The following is a 21,547-nucleotide window of genomic DNA, read 5'->3' as shown; positions in this document are numbered from 1 at the left end:
AACAACGTGCAACACGCGCCACCTGCACGGGCGCGCTCCTTGCGACGCTCACGAGTCTGTGATGTTTTTACAACGAAGCGCTGGAAGTTTTGGTTCACCCAGCATGGTCCAGGCGTCGCCGCCAAGCCGCCATAAAGTCCAGACACGGTGAGGTGAGCGACAACACGATGATTGCCCACGGCTTTCTGATTTCCGGGCGTTCTGACGCCGATTAATGCGTGCAGATGCGTGGAACATGGGCCAATTGGCAAGGTTTGTCGCCTGTGTATTGTCTTTTCGTCAACGCTGTCCGGACAGGATGGAGTGGTCCTCATCCACAGCAAGACGCAGCTGCTGACGTGGGTCTGGCGTCGCCGTACGGGCGGTGACAGGCCGTCGGGTCAGCATGGGGCGACTTTGGGGGAAGACGATAGGCGCAGGCCGTTTCCAGCATGGCGCGATGTGGCGCTGGCGCTGGCTCGATCAGGCGCGCGAGGAATTGTCTTTGCGGGCGAGGGGCGTTGACGCAGGGGCGGGCAGCTCTGGGGTTGGACAGGATGCGGGTGGCGGGCAGTCTAGTGATGAGCGTTGCGACGGCGCTGCTGTTGGCGGGAGCCGCAGCGGCGGCTGACATCGCCACGCCCGCCGAAGCGGCTGGCGCCAGCCTTGTCCCGGACGCTCCAGGCCAGCATTACGCGACCAATCAAACGATCGCCCAATCACCAGCTGTCGCCGGCCTGAGCCGCGACGGCGCGCGCGAGCTGGCCGGCGCCATCGGCGGATCAGGCGCCCTGGCGGCGATCGACGGCGCCCGCCAGCCTGGTGCAGGCGCCGCAGCGCAGGCGCCAACGGCGCGGCCGCCGATCGTTAAATTCCGCTCCGAGCGTGAAGCTTTCCGGACAGGCATCCGCGATTACAATTCTGGCGACATGACCAGCGCCGTGCAGGCGCTCGAATATGCCGCCACGCGCGGCCATTCCCCTGCGCAATGGAAGCTCGGCCGCATGTATGCAGAGGGCGATGGCGTCCCGCATGATGATCTGAAAGCCTTCGAGTATTTTTCGCGGGTGGTGCAGGGCGCTGATGAGGCGCGGCACGCCGCGCGCTTTACCGCCAACGCCTTTGTGGCGCTGGGCGGCTATTATCTCGATGGCATTCCCGGCAGCTATGTGAAGAAAGATGAGCAGCGGGCGCGGGAGATGTTCCACCACGCCGCCAGCTATTATGGCGACCCGGACGCCCAGTATAATCTGGCCCGGCTGTGCCTGGCCGGACAGGGCGGCGCCCGCGACGCGCGCCTCGCCGCCCGCTGGCTGCATCTCGCCGCCGAAAAGAATCACGTGCCGTCGCAGGCGCTGCTCGGCCATCTGCTAATCACCGGCCAGGGCGAGGTGGCGCGCCAGACGCCGCGCGGCCTGGCGTGGCTGACCATCGCCCGCAATGCCGCCGATCCGGACAAGGACAGCTGGATCATCGAGTTGCATGACCAGGCCATGAGCCTTGTCAGTGACGCGGACCGCAGCGCCGCCCAGGCCTTTCTCGACCGCCGCAGCCGCAACTGACGCCTGCTGCGAACGCCGTCATGGCGGGCCGCCGGTTGCACGCGAGCAGCGCGCTTAATCCCGCCATGGTTGTTTGATGTCAACGCCGCGATGACGCCTTGTGGCAGGTCGCCGCGACGGTGGTCTGGCGCGCACCCGCCAGACGCCGCGCCAGCGTCATGCCGGCGCAGCGGGGGCCAGTTCGATCAGCAGCGGCACATGGTCGGATGGCTTTTCCCAGCCGCGTGTCTCGCGATGGATCGTCGCCCGGCGCAGACGGTCGGCGGCGCGCGGCGTCAGCAAAGCGTGGTCGATGCGGATGCCGAAATCGCGCTGGAAGGCGCCGGCCTGATAATCCCAGAACGTGTACAGCCCGGCGTCATCATGACAGGCGCGCAGCGCATCCGTGAGGCCCATATTCTGGAAGCCGCGATAGCGGGCGCGGCTTTCCGGCTGGAACAGCGCATCGCCCAGCCAGGCCGATGGATCACGGGCGTCGCGCGGCTCCGGGATAACATTGTAATCGCCAGCGAACACCGCCAGTTCCTCAGCGTCCAGCGCCCCGGCCATATGGGCGCGCAGCCGGTCCATCCAGCGCAATTTGTAGCTGAATTTCTCCGTGCCCAGCGGGTTGCCATTGGGCAGATATAGCGAGGCGACGCGCACGGCGACGCCATCCCAGCTGACATGCCCTTCAATGAAGCGCGCTTGGGCGTCGTCGTCGTCGCCAGGCAGGCCGCGCCGGACGTCTTCGAGCGGCAGCCGCGACAGCAGGGCCACGCCATTGAAGGTCTTCTGGCCGTGCACCGCCACATTGTAGCCAAGCGCCTCGATCGCCTCGACCGGGAAGGCGGCGTCCATGCATTTGATCTCCTGCAGGCAGACCACATCTGGCGCCACATCGCGCAGGAAAGTCTGCAGGTGCTCAAGGCGCTGGCGCACCGAATTGACGTTCCAGGTGGCGATGGTCAGGGGGCTGGCTGTCATGTCGGCGATTTCCCAATGGCGTGGAACCGCGACGCTGCTGCGCCGCCGTCTGCATCCCTATACCAGAGCCGGAGGAGCCTGACCCATAAGGTTCTGGTCGAGCCGGAACGGCGCCCGGGCCTTGCAGGTCGCAGATGCGGCGGCATCTGGACGGGCAGGCAGGCGAGCGATGTTTCGCCGGCTTTGGCACAGACGCGCGCCGCTGCGCCGGCATGTGTGGCGGCGTAAGGGCCAAGGGCGGCGACAGTGCGTGACAGTCGACGCAGCCTGCGACGCCCCGCCGCGCGACACAAGGTCTGCCGTGGCCACCCGCCCGGCGCACGCGCGGCGTGTCGCGCAGCAGGTCGCCTGCAGTCAACGCCATACAGACCCGGGTTTTGACGCCCCTAACGTAGTGCAGGCACAACGCTGCGCCATCTTCCCAAAGGGAAAGATGGATCAGTTCGCACTGTCTGGAGCCTTTATTCAAACATATTCCGCCCTATGATCCCGCAACACGCCACAAACCGATACTGACAGTGCGCTGAATCCAGCGTTGGCGACGTATTGCCTGAGACCACGCAGACATACTTGACCATGTGACCTGATGATACGGACATTGATTGCGAAAGGGGCGCCAGGCGCGATCAGCCTGGCGGCGCTGGCCACATGTGTGCTTGGCGTGACCGCGCCGGCGCCGCAGGCCGCTGCGCTGACCCCGCACTTCACCTTGCCTGCCGCCGCCACCGCGCCGCTGATTGTCGGACGCGCGGCTGAATCGCCGTCTGTGATCGCCGCGGGTCCGATGCGCGTGCCAATGCCGGTGGCGGTCAGCCTCGCACGCGCCAGCAGCAATTCGGGCGTCGATCTCGGCCTGCTGGTCGGCGTCGCCAGCCGGGAATCGGCGTTCCGGCCAGATGCGGAAGCCGGCACGTCGAGCGCCGCCGGTCTGTTCCAGTTCATCGACAGCACCTGGCTGGGCGCCGTGCGCGACTTCGGCGCGCGCCACGGCCTCGCCCGGGAGGCGGGGCTGATCTCGGCGTCTGGCAAGGTGAAGAACCCTGATGACCGCGCCGCCATCCTTGCGCTGCGCCACAACCACGCCATCGCCGCAGCCCTGGCGGCTGAAATGCTGCGGCGCGACGCCCGCATCATGGGCGCGGCGCTTGACCGTCAGCTGACCGCCGCCGATCTCTACGCCAGCCATTTCCTCGGCGTGCGCAAGGCCGTGCAACTGGCGCGCCTGACGCGGGACCAGCCAGGCGCCGTAGCGGCAAAAAAGTTTCCCGCTGCGGCAAGAGCCAATCGCGGTATTTTCTATGACCGCAAGGGCAAGCGACGGCAGCCGCGCACGGTCGCCGCCGTTTATGACAGGCTGGCGCTGCCCTATGCCGCCGAGGCCGAGACCGTGGCGCAACAGATCCGGCGATTGTTCGGCGATGCGTTGCAACCGGGGATCAAGCCGGTGGACCGGCCCGACGCCGCGCCGCCAGCCACGCCTGTCCAGGTCGCCGGATAATTGCCTGAAGGGCCAGAGGGCCAGAGGGCTAGAGGGCTAGAGGGCTAGAGGGCCAGAGGGCCCGAGGGGCGAAAGGCCAGAGGGGCAGGCGGGCGCATGGCTCCACAACAGCCGTCGGCGCTGCGCCATGCGAGCGACGGGCCAGGCGCCGGCCTGAACAGGCGCCCGGCAGCGCCTTGAAGTCAACCGGGATCGATAGATCGAACAGACGTGGCTCCCGCATGGGGAAGGCGAACATTTGCCGCCCCGGACAGAGGGGGCAGCGTCCCGGCCGCATGCGCCAGGCTGGGTGGACGCAGCTTGCGACGAGGGGCGGCGTGGCGTCCCTCGTTATGGCCCAGCGTTGGGCCAGCTACGCTCTGGCTGGCGCCGATGGCGTCATCACCACCAGAAGCCAGGGCCCCAGGCGCCGTAATCCCAATCGGCTTCCGCGTTAATCTGCGCCGCCAGCAATTGCTGCGAGGCCACCGAGCGGTCGAACGCCAGCCCCCGGTAGGTCTGATAATTGGCGTCGTTGCCGACGTAGAGGCAATTGCAGCCGCGCGGGTCAGCATAAAGGAAAACGTTCTTGCCCTTGACCTGGCGCATGGTCACCTGGTTGGCCGGCAGCGAGGCGAGGGCGGCCTTCTTGTCCGGCGTATCGGCGACCTTCATGGTGAAGCCCGCCGCCGACAGCATGCTGGTGGTCGAGGTCGGCCCGGTGCTCTGGCAACCCGCCAACGCGGCGGCGCCCGCAAGCACGGCCGCCGCCGCCAGCGCCCGCAGGCGGCCTTTGACGCGGCTGACGCCGGGCATCCTGAACGTGTGATCCATCACTCACTCCTCCACCTGAGGCGCGCCGACCACGCCAACCGCCGCCTGCCTACGCCTGGAATTTATCGTCGTCCGCCCAAGATCGCGCCGTGGCGTCAGCCGTGCTCTTTGCCGCACGAAAAGCTACGCTGACGCAACGCCAGCGCCGCCAACTCAGCTGCGCCATCGCCGACTGCGCGCACCGCCGCCACGGCGACGCTTATGTTTGCCTCAGACTATAGTCCACGCATTGCCTGGGGAAGGAAAAACGGACAGGTTGACCGGAAGCCCGCCAGCGCATATCACCGCCGACGTGAGAGCGCGTAGCTCAGCCGGTAGAGCAACTGACTTTTAATCAGTAGGTCCAGGGTTCGAATCCCTGCGCGCTCACCACTAGCCCTATGATCCTGCAGCGAAATGGTTGCTGTATGTCGTGGGGTTAGTGCCACCATGTTTGCAGGCTCGGATTAGCGTTTGCAAACCGTCCATCAGGACAGGCGATATCTGCAGGCTCGATAGCCGCAGGTGCAATCCGCCAGCGACCACTCCCTTACGAGACCAACAACATCCGCTTCCTTTTGCTGAGGGCGCGGGCGCTTGCCTCGACGAACATGGGAAGCGTGTTCCACCACGCCCTGGACGGTTCCAGCTACAGGCAAGCATCAAGGGGGGCGCGGCGCTGCTGGCGCGCCAACATCGCAAATAGCCCGCGGCAGGGGAAAGTCCGAGGGTGACCTGGCGACGATTCGCGCCATGAGGCCAGATGTGGCGCGCGACCGTCAAAATGCCCCAACAGGGCGCTCGCGTGGAATAGCAGCTTGCACTACGGCGTCTGACGCCTGCGCCAACCCGTTGCGATCTGTACAACCGGCGTCTCCCCTGGGGATCTCCCACGTCACCCGGCGAAGATAATTCCCAAAAACGCGCGGCCACATCCTGGTCGCCAGAGCACTTTCCGACCAATCCGGTTCGTTTGCTCGGTCAGTATTGGCGCGCAGTAGGGAGATGGGACGCACACGCCGGTCCCAGGTGACCGGAGCACGTCCCCCATGCCGTAGCGGCGACGCGGCGCGTTACCTCCCGAGCGCGAACCAGGCGGCGACGTTTCGGCCAGTCAGCCGCCTAGACTTACTTCCCACGGCTGCCAGCCTGAAGAGAGGGCCGGATGCGCGTGTTCAGCTGTTGCGTGGACGACCGCAGTCAACGCTTTCTCACAGCGGGCCCGCCATTCAGATCCGTCGCCGCGCGCAACCATTTGTGCACCACGTGAACCAGCCTGGGCACAGCGCTGGCGTCCGGCTGTGCTTGCTCATATGGTCCAGCGCCCTGTTGTAGGCGGGCATTGAGCAGGAACGTTGGGAGAGTTACGTGGGAGCAAGGCTGGAGGGACTGGACACTCTGCGGGGCATCGCAGCAGTTGGCATATTAGTCTACCACGCAGTCCTGCTCATGGAGCTCTGGCCCCGATCAGAATTACATCCGCTGTTCAATTATCTTTCGTTGGCCGTCTAGCTATTTTTTGCGTTAAGCGCGTTTTCACTTTGCCTTGGCTATTACGGCCGCATTGAAAATGCAGCGGCGATCATGAATTTCATGAAAAAGCGCCTGCTACGCATCGTGCCCCTGTTTTACGCCATGCTGGCTGTGTACATGATGCGCAGGTATATTAATGGCTGGGAGATGCCGAACTTCTACGAAATGTTTCTGAATCTGTCATTTCTATTTACCGTGACCCCTGGGCTCCACGAAAGCCTCGTGCCTGCGGGATGGTCCATCGGGATAGAAATGGCATTCTATACCCTCTTTCCTCTACTCATATGCGTTTGCTCAGGCATCTGGCGATCTGTCGTCGTATTGGCTCTTTCACTCATCGCATCTGTCTGTATTGCGCACGCGCTGCGCGCAAATGGATTGCCAGCCCGGTTTGACTGGATGAATCCAATTGTGCAGCTCCCATTTTTTGTCTTCGGAATATTGATGTGCCATGTGTATGTGCGCGTGATGGCGACATTGCCTCAGGCGCGCGTCGCTATCGCGTATGGCATTTACATCGCAGTCGCCGCCGCGATCGCCTTGATCGTTGCGACTGGCGCACTGGCTGTCAGGTTTGGTCAGTGGCCGCTGGACAGGCATCTGATGGGGGCGGCTCTCATGCCCCTGGTGTTAGCCTTCGCGTTCCATACCCCGATGGTCATCGTCAATCGGGCGACGGTGTTCGTTGGGGTGATTAGTTACGGGATTTACCTGATTCACCCGTTCGTCATCGCGCTGTTCAAGGCGCATGCACTCACAATGCTAAAGGGAATTTTGCCAGGCAGCCTGGTGGGCATAGCCTCAATTGTCGCCATTTTCGTAATGACGCTCATTGTTGCAACCGTCTCTTATTATGGCATGGAGCGGCCGCTGGTTCAGCTCGGCAGGTTGCGGGGCCGTAACGTTCGACAAACGGCGCTCGCGGTGTGATCCGGCTAGCTTCGCTGGCTCCGACGAGGAGCGTTCCGGCCGCCACGCCTTAATCACGCGCCCGCATCAGCACGGCTTTCCGCTGAAGCGCTGATTGATCACCTGGGGGTTATTGCGCGTCCACCGGGCGTGCACCGCGCGGATCAGTGGCCTGTGCCCGTCGTCGCTGTACATTTTCGCGCCACCCGGCATCCACATCGCCACGTGCAGCGTATCGCCTGACGGATCATCGCTCCGGTCCCACCGCTGGTCCGGGCGCATCAGGGAGCATGCGCGTGCCCAACAACGCCCTGCACAGCACGGCGCATCCACTGGTCGCCCGCGTCGATGTCGGGTCTGGCGGCGAACGGCCTGGCGTCAGGCAGATGATGGCCTGGGCCGCGCCGGCGCTGCCGCTGGCGGCGCTGGCCCTGCCGTTCTACATGCTGGCGCCGGCGATCTATGCCGCACGCGACGGCTTCAGCGTATGGGGCGTGGGGCTCGCCATCCTTGTGGTGCGCCTGATCGATGGCGTGGCCGAGATCTGGCTCGGCTGGGCGAGCGATCGCATCAGCCTGGCCTTTGGGCGGCGTCGGGGCATGGTGCTTGTCGGCGCGCTGCCCGCCGCGCTTGGCGCCGTCATGGTGTTCAATCCGCCTGACGGAGCCGGCTATCTCTGGCTCACCGGCTGGTCGCTGCTGGCGGCGCTCGGTTACACCCTGGCCAGCGTCGCCCATACGGCATGGGGCGCTGAGGGCGCCCAGGGCTATGGCGAACGCACCCGCTACGCCGCCTGGCGTGAGGGGGCGACGGTGATCGGCATGTTGCTGGCGCTCGTGCCAGGCGCCCTGCTGGGCGACACGGACACGGGCGCGGCCTTCGTCGGGCTGTTTGTGCTGGTGAGCTTGCCGCTGGCGGTGGCCTGGGCCATCGCCACCGTGCCAGAGCCGCGTAACCTGACCGTCGCCCGCGTCCCGCTGGCCAGCGGCGCCCGCGCCCTGTGGGACAATGCCGGGTTCAAACGCCTGCTGTCAGCCTGGTTTCTCAATGGCGTCGCCAATGCCTTGCCGGCAACGCTTTTCGTTTATTTCGTCAGCGACCGGCTGGGCGCTCCAGACGCCGCCGGGCCGCTGCTCTTGCTGTATTTCGTCAGCGCCATCATTGCGCTGCCGGTCGTGCTTCGCCTGTCGCGGCGCGCACGTAAGGACGCTGTCTGGCGCTACAGCCTGCTGGTGACCTGCACGGTGTTTCCGTTCGCCGCGCTGGTTGGGCCGGGGTCTTTGGCCGTATTCGCCGTCATATGCGCGCTCACCGGCTTTTTGCTGGCGTTTGATCTGGTTCTGCCCGCCGCCATCCAGGCCGATGTGGTTGAGGCGGATCTGGCGCTATCGGGTGAGCAAAGGGCGGGGCTGCTGTTTGCGCTGTGGGGCGCCACAAGCAAGCTGGCCCTGGCCTGCGCCACCGTGCTGGGCTTCGGCCTGTTGGGGGCCATGGGCTACGCGCCCGGCCATGCTGCCGACAGCAGCGTGCTTGTCTGGCTCTATGCCGTCGCGCCTGTGCTGCCCAAGCTCGCGGCCATGGCGATCATGCGCGGTTACCATGGCACGGTCGCAGAGAGCCGCTGAGCGGAAGGTATTGCGCAATTTGTCAGGCGCAGGGCGGCCAGGCGCTGCACGGGCTGACGCTGCACGGGCGGGCTTGGCCGCGCCGGCCAGCAGTGTCGCACGGCGACGAGGGCGCTCTCGCGTGCCCCGGACGAACGACGGCGCCCGGCCAGCCCGCGCCGTGATAGCGCGCAGCGCGCCGGCATATCGCGCAGCGCGCCGTCATAGCGCGCAGCGCGCCGTCATGGCCGCGCAATGCTCAGGCAGCAGCCCGCGTCAGGCGCGAGCACCGGGCCGGTCTTGCTGGTCTGGCGCCTGCTCCACCGTGGCGTTGGCGGCGCTCAGCGCCTCAGGCCGGGTGTTGAACAGCGCGTCATCAAACGATTTGGATGGCGCAAAATACGGGTCGAACGCCACGGCAAGTGGCGGACGCGCCGGACGGTGAGGGGCGCGGGAAGGCGCGCGTGTTTGCTGGTTCATGCCCCTAACGTCGCGCCCTGCGGCAAATGCAAGGTAAACGACAGGCTGTTCCACGTAGAATTTGCGATTGTTGCTTAATGCAATCCTGGCGCAGCCAGAAAGACGCAGCCAGCACGGCGCAGCGTGGATAAGGGCCGCGCTGCGGTAAGGCGACGATGGCGAAACGCGTCCAGCGCCGCCAGAGAGGCAGGCGAAACAGGCGCAAACCATATGCCGCCTGCTCCCGAACGCCGCGACCATCTGAGCCCAGCGCTGGCAAGCGTATTATGTGTGCTTGCAGCGCCAGGCGCGGCTGTTTCAGTGGGCAGGCTTCAGCCGGTCGAGTTCATTGAGCAGGGCCGGGTCGTTGAGCACGGCGATCCGCTCGCGCTGCGACAGCCAGCTGCGTGCGTCGGCGACGGTTTGGGCGTCGCCCAGCTTCGCCCCAGCCAGCACATGGTCGGGATCAACCTGGCCGCGTTTGCGGGGTGGGTGGGCTGGCAGCATGGTGATGTGGGCGGCCCGCAAATCTGGCTCGGCGCGCATCACGTCGAGGGCGTCGGCCTCGTCATAGCCGCGCGTCGCAAACTGCTGCTGCAGCGCATTGGCGCGGGTGACGACTGGCGGCGGCGACACTTCTTCCGGGGTCAGCAACAGGCCGATGCGCTTGAGGAACAGGCCGATCGCCTTTTTGCCGCTCATCCACGAGATCGGGATGGCCAGCAACAGGCCGATGATGGTCGGCGACATCCACAGCGCCAGCGAGGTGGCGATCAGAAACGCCGTCAGACCAGCGATGACGCCCAGCGCCATGTGCAGCCAGTGGCGGCGGACGATGTCGCCAAAGGCGATGGAGCCGTCGTCGCGACGCTGCGGGTTCCAGCCGGTGTCGCGGCCAAGCAGGATCTGCGCCACCGCGCCTGACTGGATCACCATCATGATCGGTGCGAGCAGCGCCGACATGATGGTCTCGAACAGGGTCGAGATGATGATGCGGATCGCGCCGCCGCCATTGCGCCGGTCATGGCTGTCGAGTAGGGTCAGGATCAGGCCGAACAGCTTGGGGGCCAGCAGGATGGCCATGGTCATCACGAACAGCGCCAGCGCGCGCTCCGGGTCGAAGCGCGGCCAGGTCGGAAACAGCGAAAATTCCTGGCTGAAATATTCGGGGCGCACATAGCGGCTCTGCAGCACCAGCACGATGCCGATCACCAGCTGCATCAGCCACAGTGGCGAAGCGAGGTAAGAGAAGATGCCGGTGGCGAAATGTTGCCGCGTCGCCAGCTTGAAGCCCGCCGAGCCGATAACCCGGGAATGCTGCAGATTGCCCTGGCACCAGCGCCGGTCGCGCGTCGCCAGATCGATCAGCGAAGGCGGGCTTTCCTCATAGCTGCCGCCAAGATTGGGCAGCATGTATACGGTCCAGCCGGCGCGGCGGATCAGCGCCGCCTCGACGAAATCATGGCTCATGATGTGGCCGCCAAACGGCGGACGGCCGGAGAGGTCAGGCATGCCGCAATGCGCGGCGAAGGCGCGCGTGCGGATAATGGCGTTGTGGCCCCAGTAATTGCCGTCCTTGCCCATCCACACCGCAAGGCCCGTGGCGATCACCGGGCCATAGACCTTGGCGGCGAACTGCTGCAGGCGGGCGAACAGCGTATTGCGATTGATGATCAGCGGCAGGGTCTGGATGATGCCGGCGTCCGGATCAGCCTCCATGGCGGCGGCAAGGCGCACGATGCAATCACCGGTCATGACGCTGTCCGCGTCCAGCACCAGCATGTGGTCGTAGGCGCCGCCCCAGCGGGTGACGAAATCGGCGATGTTGCCGGCCTTGCGATGGGCGTTCTTCGGACGACGGCGATAATACAGCCGCGCGTTCTCGCCCATCATCTCGCGTAGGGCGAGAAAGGCGCGCTCCTCCGCCACCCAGGCGTCAGCATTGGTGGTGTCCGAGAGGATGAAATAATCGAAGGCGTCGCCGCAGCCCGTGGCCTCAATGCTCTCGCGCATGGCGTAGAGCGCGGCGTAGGTGCGCGAAGTCTCTTCATTATAGACCGGCATCACCACGGCGGTGCGGGTTTTGAGCCCGGTCACCGGCGGAGGCGCGCGGCGCGAGCGGAACAGCAACGCCACGAAGCCGACGACGGCGCTGGTGAAAGCGATGGCGATCCAGGAGAAGTTGATGGTGAACAGCACTAGCAACGCCCACTGCAGCCAGGTGGTGCGGCTGACCGACACGACCTCATACATCTCATAGGCGCCATAACCGGTGAGGGCGAGGGCCCCGCCGAACACCACCACGCGGGCCACCCAGCCCCAGAAGCCAGGCCCCGATGAATTGACCATCTTGCGCCCGTCGCGCCGGCGCCAGCGGCGCAGCGACTGGGTCGGCATGTCGAGGCGGTTTTCCGGCGGCAGGGCGTCGGCGGCAGCCAAACGGGCGGTGACCGCCGGCCTTTCGCCTGCCGCGCGGTCTGCTGCGAGGGTCGCGGCGGCGGTCGTGTCGGCGCTGTAACCAGCGCTCCTGTCAGCGCCCAAATCTGCGCTCCTGTCTGCGTTGATGTCAGCGCCAGCGTCGACTAGGCGGTCCATCGGTACAACCATGTCTCGCTGACCGGCTTGCCGGCAGCCTCCAGCACCAGCCGCAATTCGCACAATTGCTCGTCGCCGGGGTCGAGTTCAAACGACACGCGCAGCGCCTTGCGCTCGGGATAGGGCCAGAGCCGGGTGTTGGAGATGACGCCGCCCTTGCCGGCGCTCAGCGCTGGCTGAAGCACGGCGAGCGTGCCGGCGTCGCCCAGCGCGTCGCCAACGAACTCCACCAGGAAACGGCGGCGGCGGCCGCTGCGGCCACGGCCCGTGCGCGTCAGGATCACCCGCGCCAGCTGCGGCGGCTCGGGAATGTTCCAGCACCAGTACTGGCGATAGGCGAAGCTGGCCTCGGCCCCGGCGGCCATCGGCGCCTTGGGCCGCCAATAGGTGATGATATTGTCATTGACCTCGGATTCCGTTGGAATCTCGATCAATTGCACCTGGCCGTCGCCCCAGTCGCCGAGCGGCTCGACCCAGACGCTGGGCCGCCGGTCAAAGCGCTGGCCGTCATCCTGAAAGGCGGCGAAGGCCCGCTCGCGCTGCAACAGGCCAAAGCCGCGCGGGTTGGAATCGACGAAGGCCGAGATCTGCAATTGCTGCGGATTGGTCACCGGCCGCCACAGCCATTCCTCCCGGCCATTGCGGATCTGCAGACCATTAACTTCAAACACCGCCTCGCGCACGTCATCGACGTTACGCCGGCTGGCGGCGCCGAACAGATAGGTGGCGGCGTGGCCGCCCCAGCCGATGTGGTCGATGGCGACGCGGGTGAACATGGTCACCTCGACATCGACAATGGTCAGATCGCCCGGCCGCACGGTGAAATGCACGGCGGCGGTGGCGCTCTCTGACTCAAGCAGCGCGTGGATCGACAGCACATCGGCGCCGGGCGCCGGCTGCTCGATCCAGAAGGCGCGGAACACCGGGATCTCTTCGCCCTTGATCTCACCAGGGCGCAGGGTGAGCGTGCGGGCGGCGGCGCCCATGTTCTGGCCGCGCGCGATGGCGCGGTAGAAGGTAGCGCCCTGGAAGATCGCCATCTGCACCGGACGCTCGGTGTCGCCGGCAAAAATCCGGAAGCCGGAGAAGCCAAGATCGGCCCCGGCGGGCGGCGCGGGCAGGGCGCCGAAATCATAATGCGCCGCATTGAACGGTAGCCGCCGCACGTCGCCGTCGACCACCAGGTAGATCACCACCCGGTCCTTGAACAGCGCGCCGCGTGGCAGGGGCTCAATCACAAAGCCGCGCTTTTCGCCGCTCCACAGAAGTCCCGCTGGACGGGCGCGGATGCCGACATACTGGTCGTAGGTCAACGCCGATAATTGCTCGGGCAGATCGGCCGGCGGGGCGGTGAACGGTCGTTTCGATAACTCGCGGGCCAGCGAGATGATATGATCCGCTTCGAAATGGCCGCCTTCAGTGGTGGCCGCCGCGCCCGGCGCCGCAGCGGCGGCTGGCGGCGCGGCCGCAGGCGTCTGGGCTCTGGCCGCGCCAGCTCCCACCGCCAGCGCTGTCACTGCGCCGGACCACATCAGCTGCCTGCGGTTGATCATGCTCATCAAAAACCAGCGTAAGGGGCGGCGGGCCCCGTGGGGCATCCGGAAATTATGACCTATCGCCAGCTTCTTGCAATGCAGATCGCTGCTGCAGGCCGGAAGGGCGGGCTTATTGGCGGACCATGGCGGCAAAAGCGGCGGTTTCAAGACCAGCTGCCAGAGAATCCATGGGTTTTCGCCGCGCCAAGCACTGTCACAGGGTGACGACGGTGGAAAGGGCGCCGCTGCGCCGCCCCAGCGCAAACGCACGGCTTGTCCCCACGACCTGACGCACAAATTGGCGCCGCATGCCCGACCGGCTGACCCGCGCCAGACGGCCAGGCAATCCGGCGGCGCGCCTGGGTCAAGGCCTCTGCAGGGCGTCGCACGACCGCGCGCCGCAAATGCCCTTACGGGAGCGACACTTATCCGTATGCGAGGCCCATCTCGCTCATTTGCGGGTAAGGAATCATCAGCTATGACAGGCGCAAAGCATCACGCCGCTCCGCCCGCTCCGCGACGACACTGGTCGAGGCGTGGCGCAGAGCGGCGCATGGCGGCCAGCCGCGATCTGGCCGCGATCATCGAGCAAGAGGCGTGCATGAGCGCAGATACTTCATCCAATCCAGGCGCTGGGTTCGGCGCCCGCTCCGGGGAACAGCCAGGCTTCAGGGCCATTGTGCTGGCCGCTGGCGAGGGCTCGCGGATGAAGTCGGCGACGCCCAAGGTGCTGCACGCCATCGCCGGGCGCGCCATGGTTTCCCATGTGTTGCACGCCCTCAACGCCGCCGGCGCCGCCCATCTGGTGACAGTGGTCGGTCCGGATCGCCATGATGTGGCGGCGGAGGCGCGCCGTGCGGCGCCGCAGGCGGTCATTGTCGAACAGCGCGAGCGCCTGGGCACCGCCCATGCGGTGCTGGCGGCGCGCGACAGCATCGCCGCCGACGGCGCCAATATCGTCGTGGCCTTCGGCGACACGCCCTTGATCCAGCCGGAGACGCTGGCGCGACTTCACGCGCTGCTGCACGGCGACGTCGCCGTGGCGACGCTGGGCTTCGAGGCGGCCAATCCTTTCGGCTATGGCCGGCTGCTGCGCGATGGCGATGAACTTGTCGCCATCCGCGAGGAGAAAGACGCCAGCGACGACGAGCGTCGCATCACGCTGTGCAACGCCGGCCTGATGGCGCTGTCCGGCGCCCACGCCCTGGCCATCCTCGACCGCATTACCCCCAACAACGCCCAGGGCGAATATTACCTCACCGACGCAGTGGCCGTGGCCCGCGACATGGGCCTCAAGGCCGCCGTCGCCGTGGCCAGCGAGGCCGAAGTGATGGGCGTCAACGACAGGCGCCAGCTGGCCCAGGCTGAAGCCACCATGCAGCGCAGGCTGCGCGACGCCGCCATGCTGGCGGGCGTGACCCTGCAGGACCCATCCAGCACCTATCTCAGCGTTGACACCGTGCTCGGTCGCGATGTGCTGGTTGAGCCGCATGTGGTGTTCGGCCCCGGCGTGCAGGTGGAGGATGGCGCGACCATCCGCGCCTTCTCACATCTGGAAGGCGCGCGGGTGCGGGCAGGGGCTGAGATCGGCCCCTACGCCCGGCTGCGCACCGGCGCCGATGTCGGCGAAAAAGCCAAGATCGGTAATTTCGTCGAGCTGAAGAACACGGTGATGGGCCCGGGCGCCAAGGCCAATCACCTCGCTTATCTCGGCGATGGCGAGGTCGGCGCCGGCGCCAATATCGGGGCGGGCACGATTTTTTGTAACTATGACGGCTTCGGCAAGGCTAGGACCATTGTCGGGGCCGGCGCCTTCGTCGGCTCCAATTCGTCGCTGGTGGCGCCGGTCAATCTGGGCGAGGGCGCCTATATCGGCACCGGCTCGGTGATCACCGGCGACGTCGCCGCCGATGCGCTGGCGCTGGCCCGGGGGCGTCAGGTGGAAAAAGCCGGCTGGGCGCGCGAATTTCGGGCGAAGAACGCCCATCGCAAGAAAAAATAGCAAAACTCTGGACGTCAGACGGGCACACCGTGGCTTTTTCCAGAGAGTCGGGCGTCGCTGCGCAGTATCATGGGTGTGATCGACGAATATGCGGCGTGGAACATTCAGGTTTTATTAACATTCGACATGTCGACAGGGGCAGCTAGCAACAAGCGGCGCCCAACACCCTGTAGCTGTCACACACTGTCAGATTTCTTGATTTGAACCGCGCCGTCAGTTGCTTCAGTTCTCAACCGGAAAGCCCGGGATCGCGACGCAACCATGCGCGTCTTTCCCGAGGCATCCAGCCACGCCTGCCCGGACACGTTCAGGGCCGGAAAAGTTGCACAGCAACGGGTCACGGTCGTAAAGCGGCGATACCGGGGTGTTGCGCGCCGCGCAGGGCCGCGTTTTCAATCCTCGCCAGGAGCTTCAGGTAACAGCATGTGCGGCATTATCGGCATTCTCGGCAAAGGCGACGTTGCGGCGGACCTGGTCGATTCCCTGAAGCGGCTTGAATATCGCGGCTATGATTCCGCAGGCGTCGCCACGCTGCATGACGGCGTGCTGGAGCGCCGGCGCGCCGCTGGCAAGCTGCGCAATCTTGAGACGGCGCTGAAGGCGGCGCCGCTGCCGGGCAAGAGCGGCATTGGCCACACCCGCTGGGCCACCCATGGCAAGCCCACTGAAGATAACGCCCATCCGCACGCCACCGCGCACGTCGCCATGGTGCATAACGGCATTATCGAGAATTTCCGCGAATTGCGGGCCGAGCTCACCGGCGAGGGCGTGCGCTTTGAATCGGAGACCGACACGGAAGTCGTGGTCCGCCTGGTTAGCCGTGAGCTTGAGCGCGGATTTGCACCGCTGCGCGCCGTCGCCAATGTGCTGCCGCGCCTGCGCGGCGCGTTTGCCCTCGGTTTTATCTTTGCCGGCGAAGATAATCTGATGATCGGCGCCCGCCACGGCGCGCCGCTGGCGCTCGGTTTCGGCGATGGCGAGATGTTCCTCGGCTCCGACGCGCTGGCGCTGGCCCCGTTCACCGACGATCTGCTGTATCTGGATGAAGGCGATTACGCGCTGATCACCCGCGCCGGCGCCGAGGTGTATGACGTCGACGGCTTCCGGGTCGAGCGGCCACGGCAGAAGCTGGCGCCTGGCGCCTTCGTCGCCGACAAGGGCAATCATCGCCATTTCATGCTCAAGGAGATCTGGGAGCAGCCGGAAGTGGTGGGCCGCACGGTCACCCATTACCTCGACGCCATGCAGGGCGCCTTCCGCTTCCCGGAGCTGGGCGCCATCGACTTCAGCAAGCTCACCCGCCTGACCATTTGCGCCTGCGGCACGGCCTATCTGGCCGGCTATGTAGCGCGCTACTGGTTCGAGAAGCTGGCGCGGCTACCGGTCGATATCGATGTGGCGTCTGAGTTCCGCTACCGCGAGGCGCCGATGACCGAGGGCGGGCTGGCCCTGTTCATCTCGCAATCCGGCGAAACCGCCGACACCCTGGCCTCGCTGCGCTACGCCAAATCCCAGGGCCAGAAGATCCTGTCGGTGGTCAATGTGCAGACCTCGACTATTGCCCGCGAGAGCGACGCTGTGGCCGCGACTTACGCAGGCCCGGAGATCGGCGTCGCCTCGACCAAGGCCTTCACCTGCCAGCTCTCGGTGCTGCTGGCGCTGGCGGTCTACGCCGGTCGCCAGCGCGGCGTGCTGTCGGCGGATGAGGAGGCGCGGATCGCCGATCTGATGCTGGCGCTGCCGGGGCAGTTTACCGAGGTGCTGGCCCAGGAGGGCGAGATCGAGCAATTGTCGCACCAGCTGTCGCGGGCGCGCGACGTGCTGTATCTCGGCCGCGGCCCGGCCTTCCCGCTGGCGCTGGAAGGGGCGCTGAAGCTCAAGGAGATCTCCTACATCCACGCCGAGGGTTACGCCGCAGGCGAGCTCAAGCATGGCCCGATCGCCCTCGTCGACGAAGACATGCCGGTTGTGGTCCTCGCGCCGCGCGATGAACTGATGGACAAGACCGTGTCCAATATTCAGGAAGTGGCGGCGCGTGGCGGTCGCATCATCCTGATCGGCGACGCCGATGCAGTGCACCATACCGGCCTCGGCGATATCGCCACCATCACCATGCCGGAGATTGACGCGCTGGTGGCGCCGATTGTTTACGCAGCGCCGATCCAGCTGCTCGCCTATCATGTCGCCGTTTTCATGGGCAAGGATGTGGACCAGCCGCGCAATCTCGCAAAATCTGTCACGGTGGAGTGACCATCGATTCGTTGTCGCGCTGAGCTGCGCCCACTGGCGGCGCAGCGTCTGGCCGGATCCGTGGTCCTCTCGCCGCTCCATTCCGGAGACAGGCGCCTGCTGACGGATAACTGCGCCCATGACTGACACGAGCGGCGACGTAGCCAGTTCAACGCCAGATGCTGGGTCTGGGCCTGGGCCGCAGCAGGGCTTGGAAAGCGGCCCGCGGTCGGCGCCGGAGCCGGGCCAGGCCGCTGGTCGCGGTCGCCGCGCGCCAGACGCCGTCGCGCCGCCGCCCGCCGCCATCGCCGCAGCCATGGCGGCCGCCGCCGCGACAAAGCCGAAGGGGCGGCTGTTTTCCGCCAAGGCGCGGTTGCGCAACTATTTCCTCACCGGCCTGATCGTCGCAGGACCGCTGGCCCTGACCATCTACATCACCTGGTGGATCATTGGCGCCATCGACGGCTGGGTGAAGCCGCTGGTGCCCGACCGCTATTGGCCAGACAATTATCTGAGCATCTCGGTGCCGGGCTTTGGCCTGGTGTTTGCGCTGATCGCCCTGACGCTGCTCGGCTTTCTCACCGCCAATCTGGTGGGCCGGACGCTGATTAACTCGGGCGAGACCATCCTCGAGCGCATGCCGGTGGTGCGCGGCCTGTATCGCGGCATCAAGCAGATTTTCGAGACGGCGTTTTCACCGAGCGGCACTTCCTTCCGTAAGGTGGCGCTGGTGCAATTCCCGACGCCGGGAACCTGGTCGATCGTCTTTGTCTCCGCCGCGCCGCCGGCTGAAATGACCGCGCCCTTGCCTGGCGGCTCGGCCCCCGACTATGTCGGCGTGTTCCTGCCGTGCTCGCCCAACCCCACCACTGGCTTCTTTTTCTACTTGCCACGCAAGGACGTATATGAAGTTCCTGTCACCGTGGATGAGGCGGCCAAGCTGGTGATGTCAGCCGGTCTGATCCAGCCGGAGGAACATCAGCGCCGCTTGCAGGCGATGATGAATGACCCGGACACGCCGGCGGACGCGCCTCTGGCGCCGGAGGTCGACGAGCGAGACAACGTCAAGCCGTAGTCGTCCGAACATGGCAGCGGCGCGCCGCAAAGGCGTGGGTGGCTATATCATGCTTTGCGATAGAAACTGTCGACAAGCTTTTGATTGGATAGGACTATCACCCGGCGCGCAGCAGCCTGATCGCCTCATCGCGACCGAAGAGATAGAGCAGATGCCGTCGCGCCTCGCCGCGTGGTGAGGTCAGGTCGGGGTCGCGCTCGAGGATGAGTTTGGCCTCATCGCGGGCTGAGGCGATGAGGTCGCCGTCGTGCTCGGGACGCAGGAAGCGGAAATCCGGCATGCCGGACTGGCGAGTGCCGAGGATCTCGCCCTGGCCGCGCAGGCGGAGGTCTTCCTCGGCGATGCGGAAGCCATCCTCGGTCTCGCGCATGATGCGCAGCCGCGCCTCCGCCACCTGGCCGAGCGGCCCCCGATAGAGCAGCACGCAACTGGAGGCGGCGGCGCCGCGGCCAACGCGGCCGCGCAGCTGGTGCAATTGCGCGAGGCCAAATCGTTCGGCGTGCTCGATGATCATGATGCTGGCTTCCGGCACGTCGACGCCGACTTCCACCACCGTGGTCGCCACCAGCACCTGATCGGCGCCGCTGGCGAAGCGCTGCATGGCGGCGTCCTTGTCGCGAGCGTTCATCTTGCCATGCAGCAGACCGACGCGGTCGCCCAGCACCTGACGCAACACGGCATGGCGCTCCTCGGCGGCGGCGACGTCGAGAAGCTCGGATTCCTCGACCAGCGGGCAGATCCAGTACACCCGGGCGCCGCCGGCGATGGCCCGGCCTACCGCCGCCACCATCTCATCGAGCCGTTCGATCGGCGTGGCGCGGGTGATGATCGGCGTACGGCCAGGCGGCTTCTCATTGAGCTGGGACGATTCCATGTCGCCGTAATGGGTCAGCACCAGCGTGCGCGGGATGGGCGTCGCGGTCATCAGCAGCATGTCGGCGTCGGGGCTTTTCTCGCCCAGCGCCAGCCGCTGCTGCACGCCGAAGCGGTGCTGCTCGTCCACCACCGCCAGCCCAAGATCGCGAAAGGCGATGGCCTCCTGAAACAGCGCATGGGTGCCGCAGATAATGTCGACATCGCCATTGGCCATGCGTTCGAGCATGTCACGGCGGCTGGCCGCCTTGTCGCGCCCGGTCAGCACGCCGACGCGGATGCCCACCGCCGCCGCCAGCGGCGCGATGCGCTCATAATGCTGCCGCGCCAGGATCTCGGTGGGGGCCATCAGCGCCGCCTGGCGTCCGGCCTCGACCACCCGCGCCATGGCCAGTAGCGCCACGATTGTTTTGCCAGAGCCCACATCGCCTTGCAGGAGGCGCAGCATGCGCTCGGGCGACGCCAGGTCGCGCCAGATCTCGTCGAGGGCGTTCTTCTGGGCGCCGGTGAGGTCAAACGGGATTTGCGCCAGCAGCGCCCGCACCAGCCGGCCATCGCCATCATGGCTTTGGCCGCGCGCCTTGCGGCGGTTGCGCCGCATCAGGGCCAGCGCCAGCTGGGTCGCCAGCACCTCATCAAGGCCGAGGCGACGCCGGGCTGGATCGCGCGCCAGGGGCGCGCCATCCTCCAGGGTCTCGTCGAACACCTCCTGCGGCTGGTGCACAAGCCGCAGCGCCGTGGCGAAAGGCGGCAGGGCGCCGCGCAGCGCCTGGTCCTGCCATTCCGGCAGCTCGGGCAGGCGGGCGAGCGCCGCCGCCACCGCCTTCTGCACGACGCGGCCGCCGAGGCCCTCGGTGAGCGGATAGACTGGCTGGATCAGGCTGGCGCCCTCCAGCTCCTCTGGCCGCACGATCAGATCCGGATGGGCCATCTGGCGACGGCCTTCCCACAATTCGATCTTGCCGGAAATGATCCGCCGCTCGCCCACCGGCAGCTGCGCTTCCAGCCGGTTTTTTGCGCCGCCGAAGAACACCAGCGTCACGTCGCCGGTGTCGTCTTCGACCAGCACGCGGGCCGGGGCGCGTGAGGCGCTGCGGGACGGCGGCGCGGCGTGGGACACCACGCGCACGTCGAGCGTCACCACCTCGCCAATTGGCGCGTCGACAATCAGCGGCCGTTTGCGCCGGTCGATGACGCCGCTTGGGATATGGAACAACAGGTCGAGCACCCGCGTCGGCCGGCCGGGCTCGCCCAGCAACCGGTCAAACAACTCGCCGACGCGCGGTCCGACGCCGGGCAGGGCGGTGATTGGCGCAAACAGCGGATCGAGCGCGGAAGGTCGCATGGACGCCCTGTGACAATGGCGCGGGCGGCGGGACGCGAAATGCGCCGCGCCCCAGGCGCGATGTGGCTGACAGCCGGTGAAGCCGGGACTATATAGCCCGATGCTGGCCTGTGCGTCAGCCGCGCGAGGCGCGGATAACAGCCGGCGCAAGTGCGCCTGTGGCCAAACAGGCCGATGGCTGGCGCGGGCAGGCGGCGCAGGCGCGCTTTCGAGGCAGGCGCGTATCGGGCCGAACTGGCTTGCACCGGCTTGCACCACCTTGCAACGCCTTGATCATGGAGACGGTTATGAGTGGCACCACCCGCAGCAGCGCTGATCTGGACGAGCGTCGCCGCCGTATCCTCTACCGGTCGTGGCGGCGCGGCACCCGCGAGATGGATCTGCTGCTCGGGCAGTTCTGCGACGCGCGCATCGACCAGCTGAATGATCAGGAGCTTACCGATATCGAAGCGCTGCTGGAGGCCCAGGATCGCGACGTGTTCAGCTGGCTCACCGGCGAGCTGGAATTGCCCGAGGACTACAATACGCCTGTATTCCACCAGATCCGCGAGTTCCACCGGCACAGCGGCGCGGTGTTCATCTAACCGCACG

Annotated in this window: 13 protein-coding genes, 1 tRNA gene and 1 pseudogene; 9 read left to right on the top strand and 6 right to left on the bottom strand. The window is 66.2% G+C overall.

The window, feature by feature from the left end; translation table 11 throughout:
• The first annotated feature begins 560 nt into the window (after positions 1–560).
• Positions 561–1,541, top strand: a complete 981-nt coding sequence (locus AC6A67_RS11475) for a tetratricopeptide repeat protein (RefSeq protein WP_498036690.1) — start codon at positions 561–563, stop codon at positions 1,539–1,541.
• Positions 1,542–1,697: 156 nt separating this feature from the next.
• Here AC6A67_RS11475 and xth read toward each other — a convergent pair whose 3' ends face one another.
• The gene (xth, locus tag AC6A67_RS11470; protein ID WP_498036849.1) at positions 1,698–2,492 is read right to left on the bottom strand and encodes an exodeoxyribonuclease III; all 795 of its coding nucleotides are present in this window, start codon (positions 2,490–2,492) and stop codon (positions 1,698–1,700) included.
• Positions 2,493–3,105: 613 nt separating this feature from the next.
• On the opposite strand from xth, the gene AC6A67_RS11465 reads away from it, so the two are divergent.
• Positions 3,106–4,005: a transglycosylase SLT domain-containing protein gene (locus AC6A67_RS11465; RefSeq protein ID WP_498036689.1), complete on the top strand. Its 900-nt coding sequence runs from the start codon at positions 3,106–3,108 to the stop codon at positions 4,003–4,005.
• 381 nt (positions 4,006–4,386) lie between these two features.
• Here the strand turns inward: AC6A67_RS11465 and AC6A67_RS11460 are convergent, their stop codons facing one another.
• A complete protein-coding gene (locus tag AC6A67_RS11460) occupies positions 4,387–4,818 on the bottom strand; it encodes a hypothetical protein (RefSeq protein WP_498036688.1) in 432 nt (143 codons plus the stop codon).
• A gap of 296 nt (positions 4,819–5,114) precedes the next feature.
• Here AC6A67_RS11460 and AC6A67_RS11455 point away from each other — a divergent pair.
• The 3 genes and pseudogenes from AC6A67_RS11455 (at position 5,115) to AC6A67_RS11445 (ending at position 8,864) form a co-directional block, all read left to right on the top strand.
• Positions 5,115–5,190: transfer RNA gene (locus AC6A67_RS11455), tRNA-Lys, on the top strand.
• Between the two features lie 1,131 nt (positions 5,191–6,321).
• Positions 6,322–7,260: pseudogene (locus tag AC6A67_RS11450) on the top strand (acyltransferase family protein); the annotation flags it as partial.
• Positions 7,261–7,535: 275 nt separating this feature from the next.
• Positions 7,536–8,864: an MFS transporter gene (locus AC6A67_RS11445; protein ID WP_498036687.1), complete on the top strand. Its 1,329-nt coding sequence runs from the start codon at positions 7,536–7,538 to the stop codon at positions 8,862–8,864.
• A 255-nt stretch (positions 8,865–9,119) separates the two neighbouring features.
• Here the strand turns inward: AC6A67_RS11445 and AC6A67_RS11440 are convergent, their stop codons facing one another.
• The 3 genes from AC6A67_RS11440 to AC6A67_RS11430 all read right to left on the bottom strand — a co-directional run bounded on the left by AC6A67_RS11440 (position 9,120) and on the right by AC6A67_RS11430 (position 13,456).
• Entirely contained in the window at positions 9,120–9,323 is a 204-nt protein-coding gene (locus AC6A67_RS11440; protein WP_498036686.1) for a hypothetical protein, read from the bottom strand.
• Positions 9,324–9,620: 297 nt separating this feature from the next.
• Positions 9,621–11,843 (bottom strand): glucans biosynthesis glucosyltransferase MdoH, encoded by a 2,223-nt coding sequence (gene mdoH / locus AC6A67_RS11435; RefSeq protein WP_498036685.1) that lies wholly within the window; start codon positions 11,841–11,843, stop codon positions 9,621–9,623.
• Between the two features lie 41 nt (positions 11,844–11,884).
• Positions 11,885–13,456 carry an OpgD/OpgG family glucan biosynthesis protein gene (locus tag AC6A67_RS11430; protein WP_498036684.1) on the bottom strand — a complete coding sequence of 524 codons (1,572 nt, stop codon included), beginning with the start codon at positions 13,454–13,456 and terminating at the stop codon, positions 11,885–11,887.
• A gap of 577 nt (positions 13,457–14,033) precedes the next feature.
• On the opposite strand from AC6A67_RS11430, the gene glmU reads away from it, so the two are divergent.
• The 3 genes from glmU (at position 14,034) to AC6A67_RS11415 (ending at position 18,738) form a co-directional block, all read left to right on the top strand.
• Positions 14,034–15,434 (top strand): bifunctional UDP-N-acetylglucosamine diphosphorylase/glucosamine-1-phosphate N-acetyltransferase GlmU, encoded by a 1,401-nt coding sequence (glmU, locus tag AC6A67_RS11425; protein WP_498036683.1) that lies wholly within the window; start codon positions 14,034–14,036, stop codon positions 15,432–15,434.
• 423 nt (positions 15,435–15,857) lie between these two features.
• Entirely contained in the window at positions 15,858–17,684 is a 1,827-nt protein-coding gene (gene glmS / locus AC6A67_RS11420) for a glutamine--fructose-6-phosphate transaminase (isomerizing) (protein WP_498036682.1), read from the top strand.
• Between the two features lie 295 nt (positions 17,685–17,979).
• Positions 17,980–18,738 carry a DUF502 domain-containing protein gene (locus tag AC6A67_RS11415; RefSeq protein ID WP_498036848.1) on the top strand — a complete coding sequence of 253 codons (759 nt, stop codon included), beginning with the start codon at positions 17,980–17,982 and terminating at the stop codon, positions 18,736–18,738.
• Positions 18,739–18,835: 97 nt separating this feature from the next.
• On the opposite strand, the gene recG is transcribed toward AC6A67_RS11415, so the two are convergent.
• The gene (recG, locus tag AC6A67_RS11410; protein WP_498036681.1) at positions 18,836–20,956 is read right to left on the bottom strand and encodes an ATP-dependent DNA helicase RecG; all 2,121 of its coding nucleotides are present in this window, start codon (positions 20,954–20,956) and stop codon (positions 18,836–18,838) included.
• A gap of 287 nt (positions 20,957–21,243) precedes the next feature.
• Here recG and AC6A67_RS11405 point away from each other — a divergent pair, with 287 nt between their 5' ends.
• A complete protein-coding gene (locus AC6A67_RS11405; protein ID WP_498036680.1) occupies positions 21,244–21,540 on the top strand; it encodes an FAD assembly factor SdhE in 297 nt (98 codons plus the stop codon).
• The last annotated feature ends 7 nt before the right edge of the window (positions 21,541–21,547 follow it).

This window comes from Camelimonas sp. FR25, assembly GCF_059740505.1.
This window is presented reverse-complemented; position numbering and strand designations above follow the sequence as displayed.

What these genes read in the sequence shown, in the direction of transcription:
- AC6A67_RS11475 (WP_498036690.1), top strand. Translation starts at nt 561, where the DNA reads ATGAGCGTTGCGACGGCGCTGCTGTTGGCGGGAGCCGCAGCGGCGGCT.
- AC6A67_RS11460 (WP_498036688.1), bottom strand. Translation starts at nt 4,818, where the DNA reads ATGGATCACACGTTCAGGATGCCCGGCGTCAGCCGCGTCAAAGGCCGC.
- AC6A67_RS11440 (WP_498036686.1), bottom strand. Translation starts at nt 9,323, where the DNA reads ATGAACCAGCAAACACGCGCGCCTTCCCGCGCCCCTCACCGTCCGGCG.
- AC6A67_RS11430 (WP_498036684.1), bottom strand. Translation starts at nt 13,456, where the DNA reads ATGAGCATGATCAACCGCAGGCAGCTGATGTGGTCCGGCGCAGTGACA.
- glmU (WP_498036683.1), top strand. Translation starts at nt 14,034, where the DNA reads ATGAGCGCAGATACTTCATCCAATCCAGGCGCTGGGTTCGGCGCCCGC.
- glmS (WP_498036682.1), top strand. Translation starts at nt 15,858, where the DNA reads ATGTGCGGCATTATCGGCATTCTCGGCAAAGGCGACGTTGCGGCGGAC.
- AC6A67_RS11415 (WP_498036848.1), top strand. Translation starts at nt 17,980, where the DNA reads ATGGCGGCCGCCGCCGCGACAAAGCCGAAGGGGCGGCTGTTTTCCGCC.
- recG (WP_498036681.1), bottom strand. Translation starts at nt 20,956, where the DNA reads ATGCGACCTTCCGCGCTCGATCCGCTGTTTGCGCCAATCACCGCCCTG.
- AC6A67_RS11405 (WP_498036680.1), top strand. Translation starts at nt 21,244, where the DNA reads ATGAGTGGCACCACCCGCAGCAGCGCTGATCTGGACGAGCGTCGCCGC.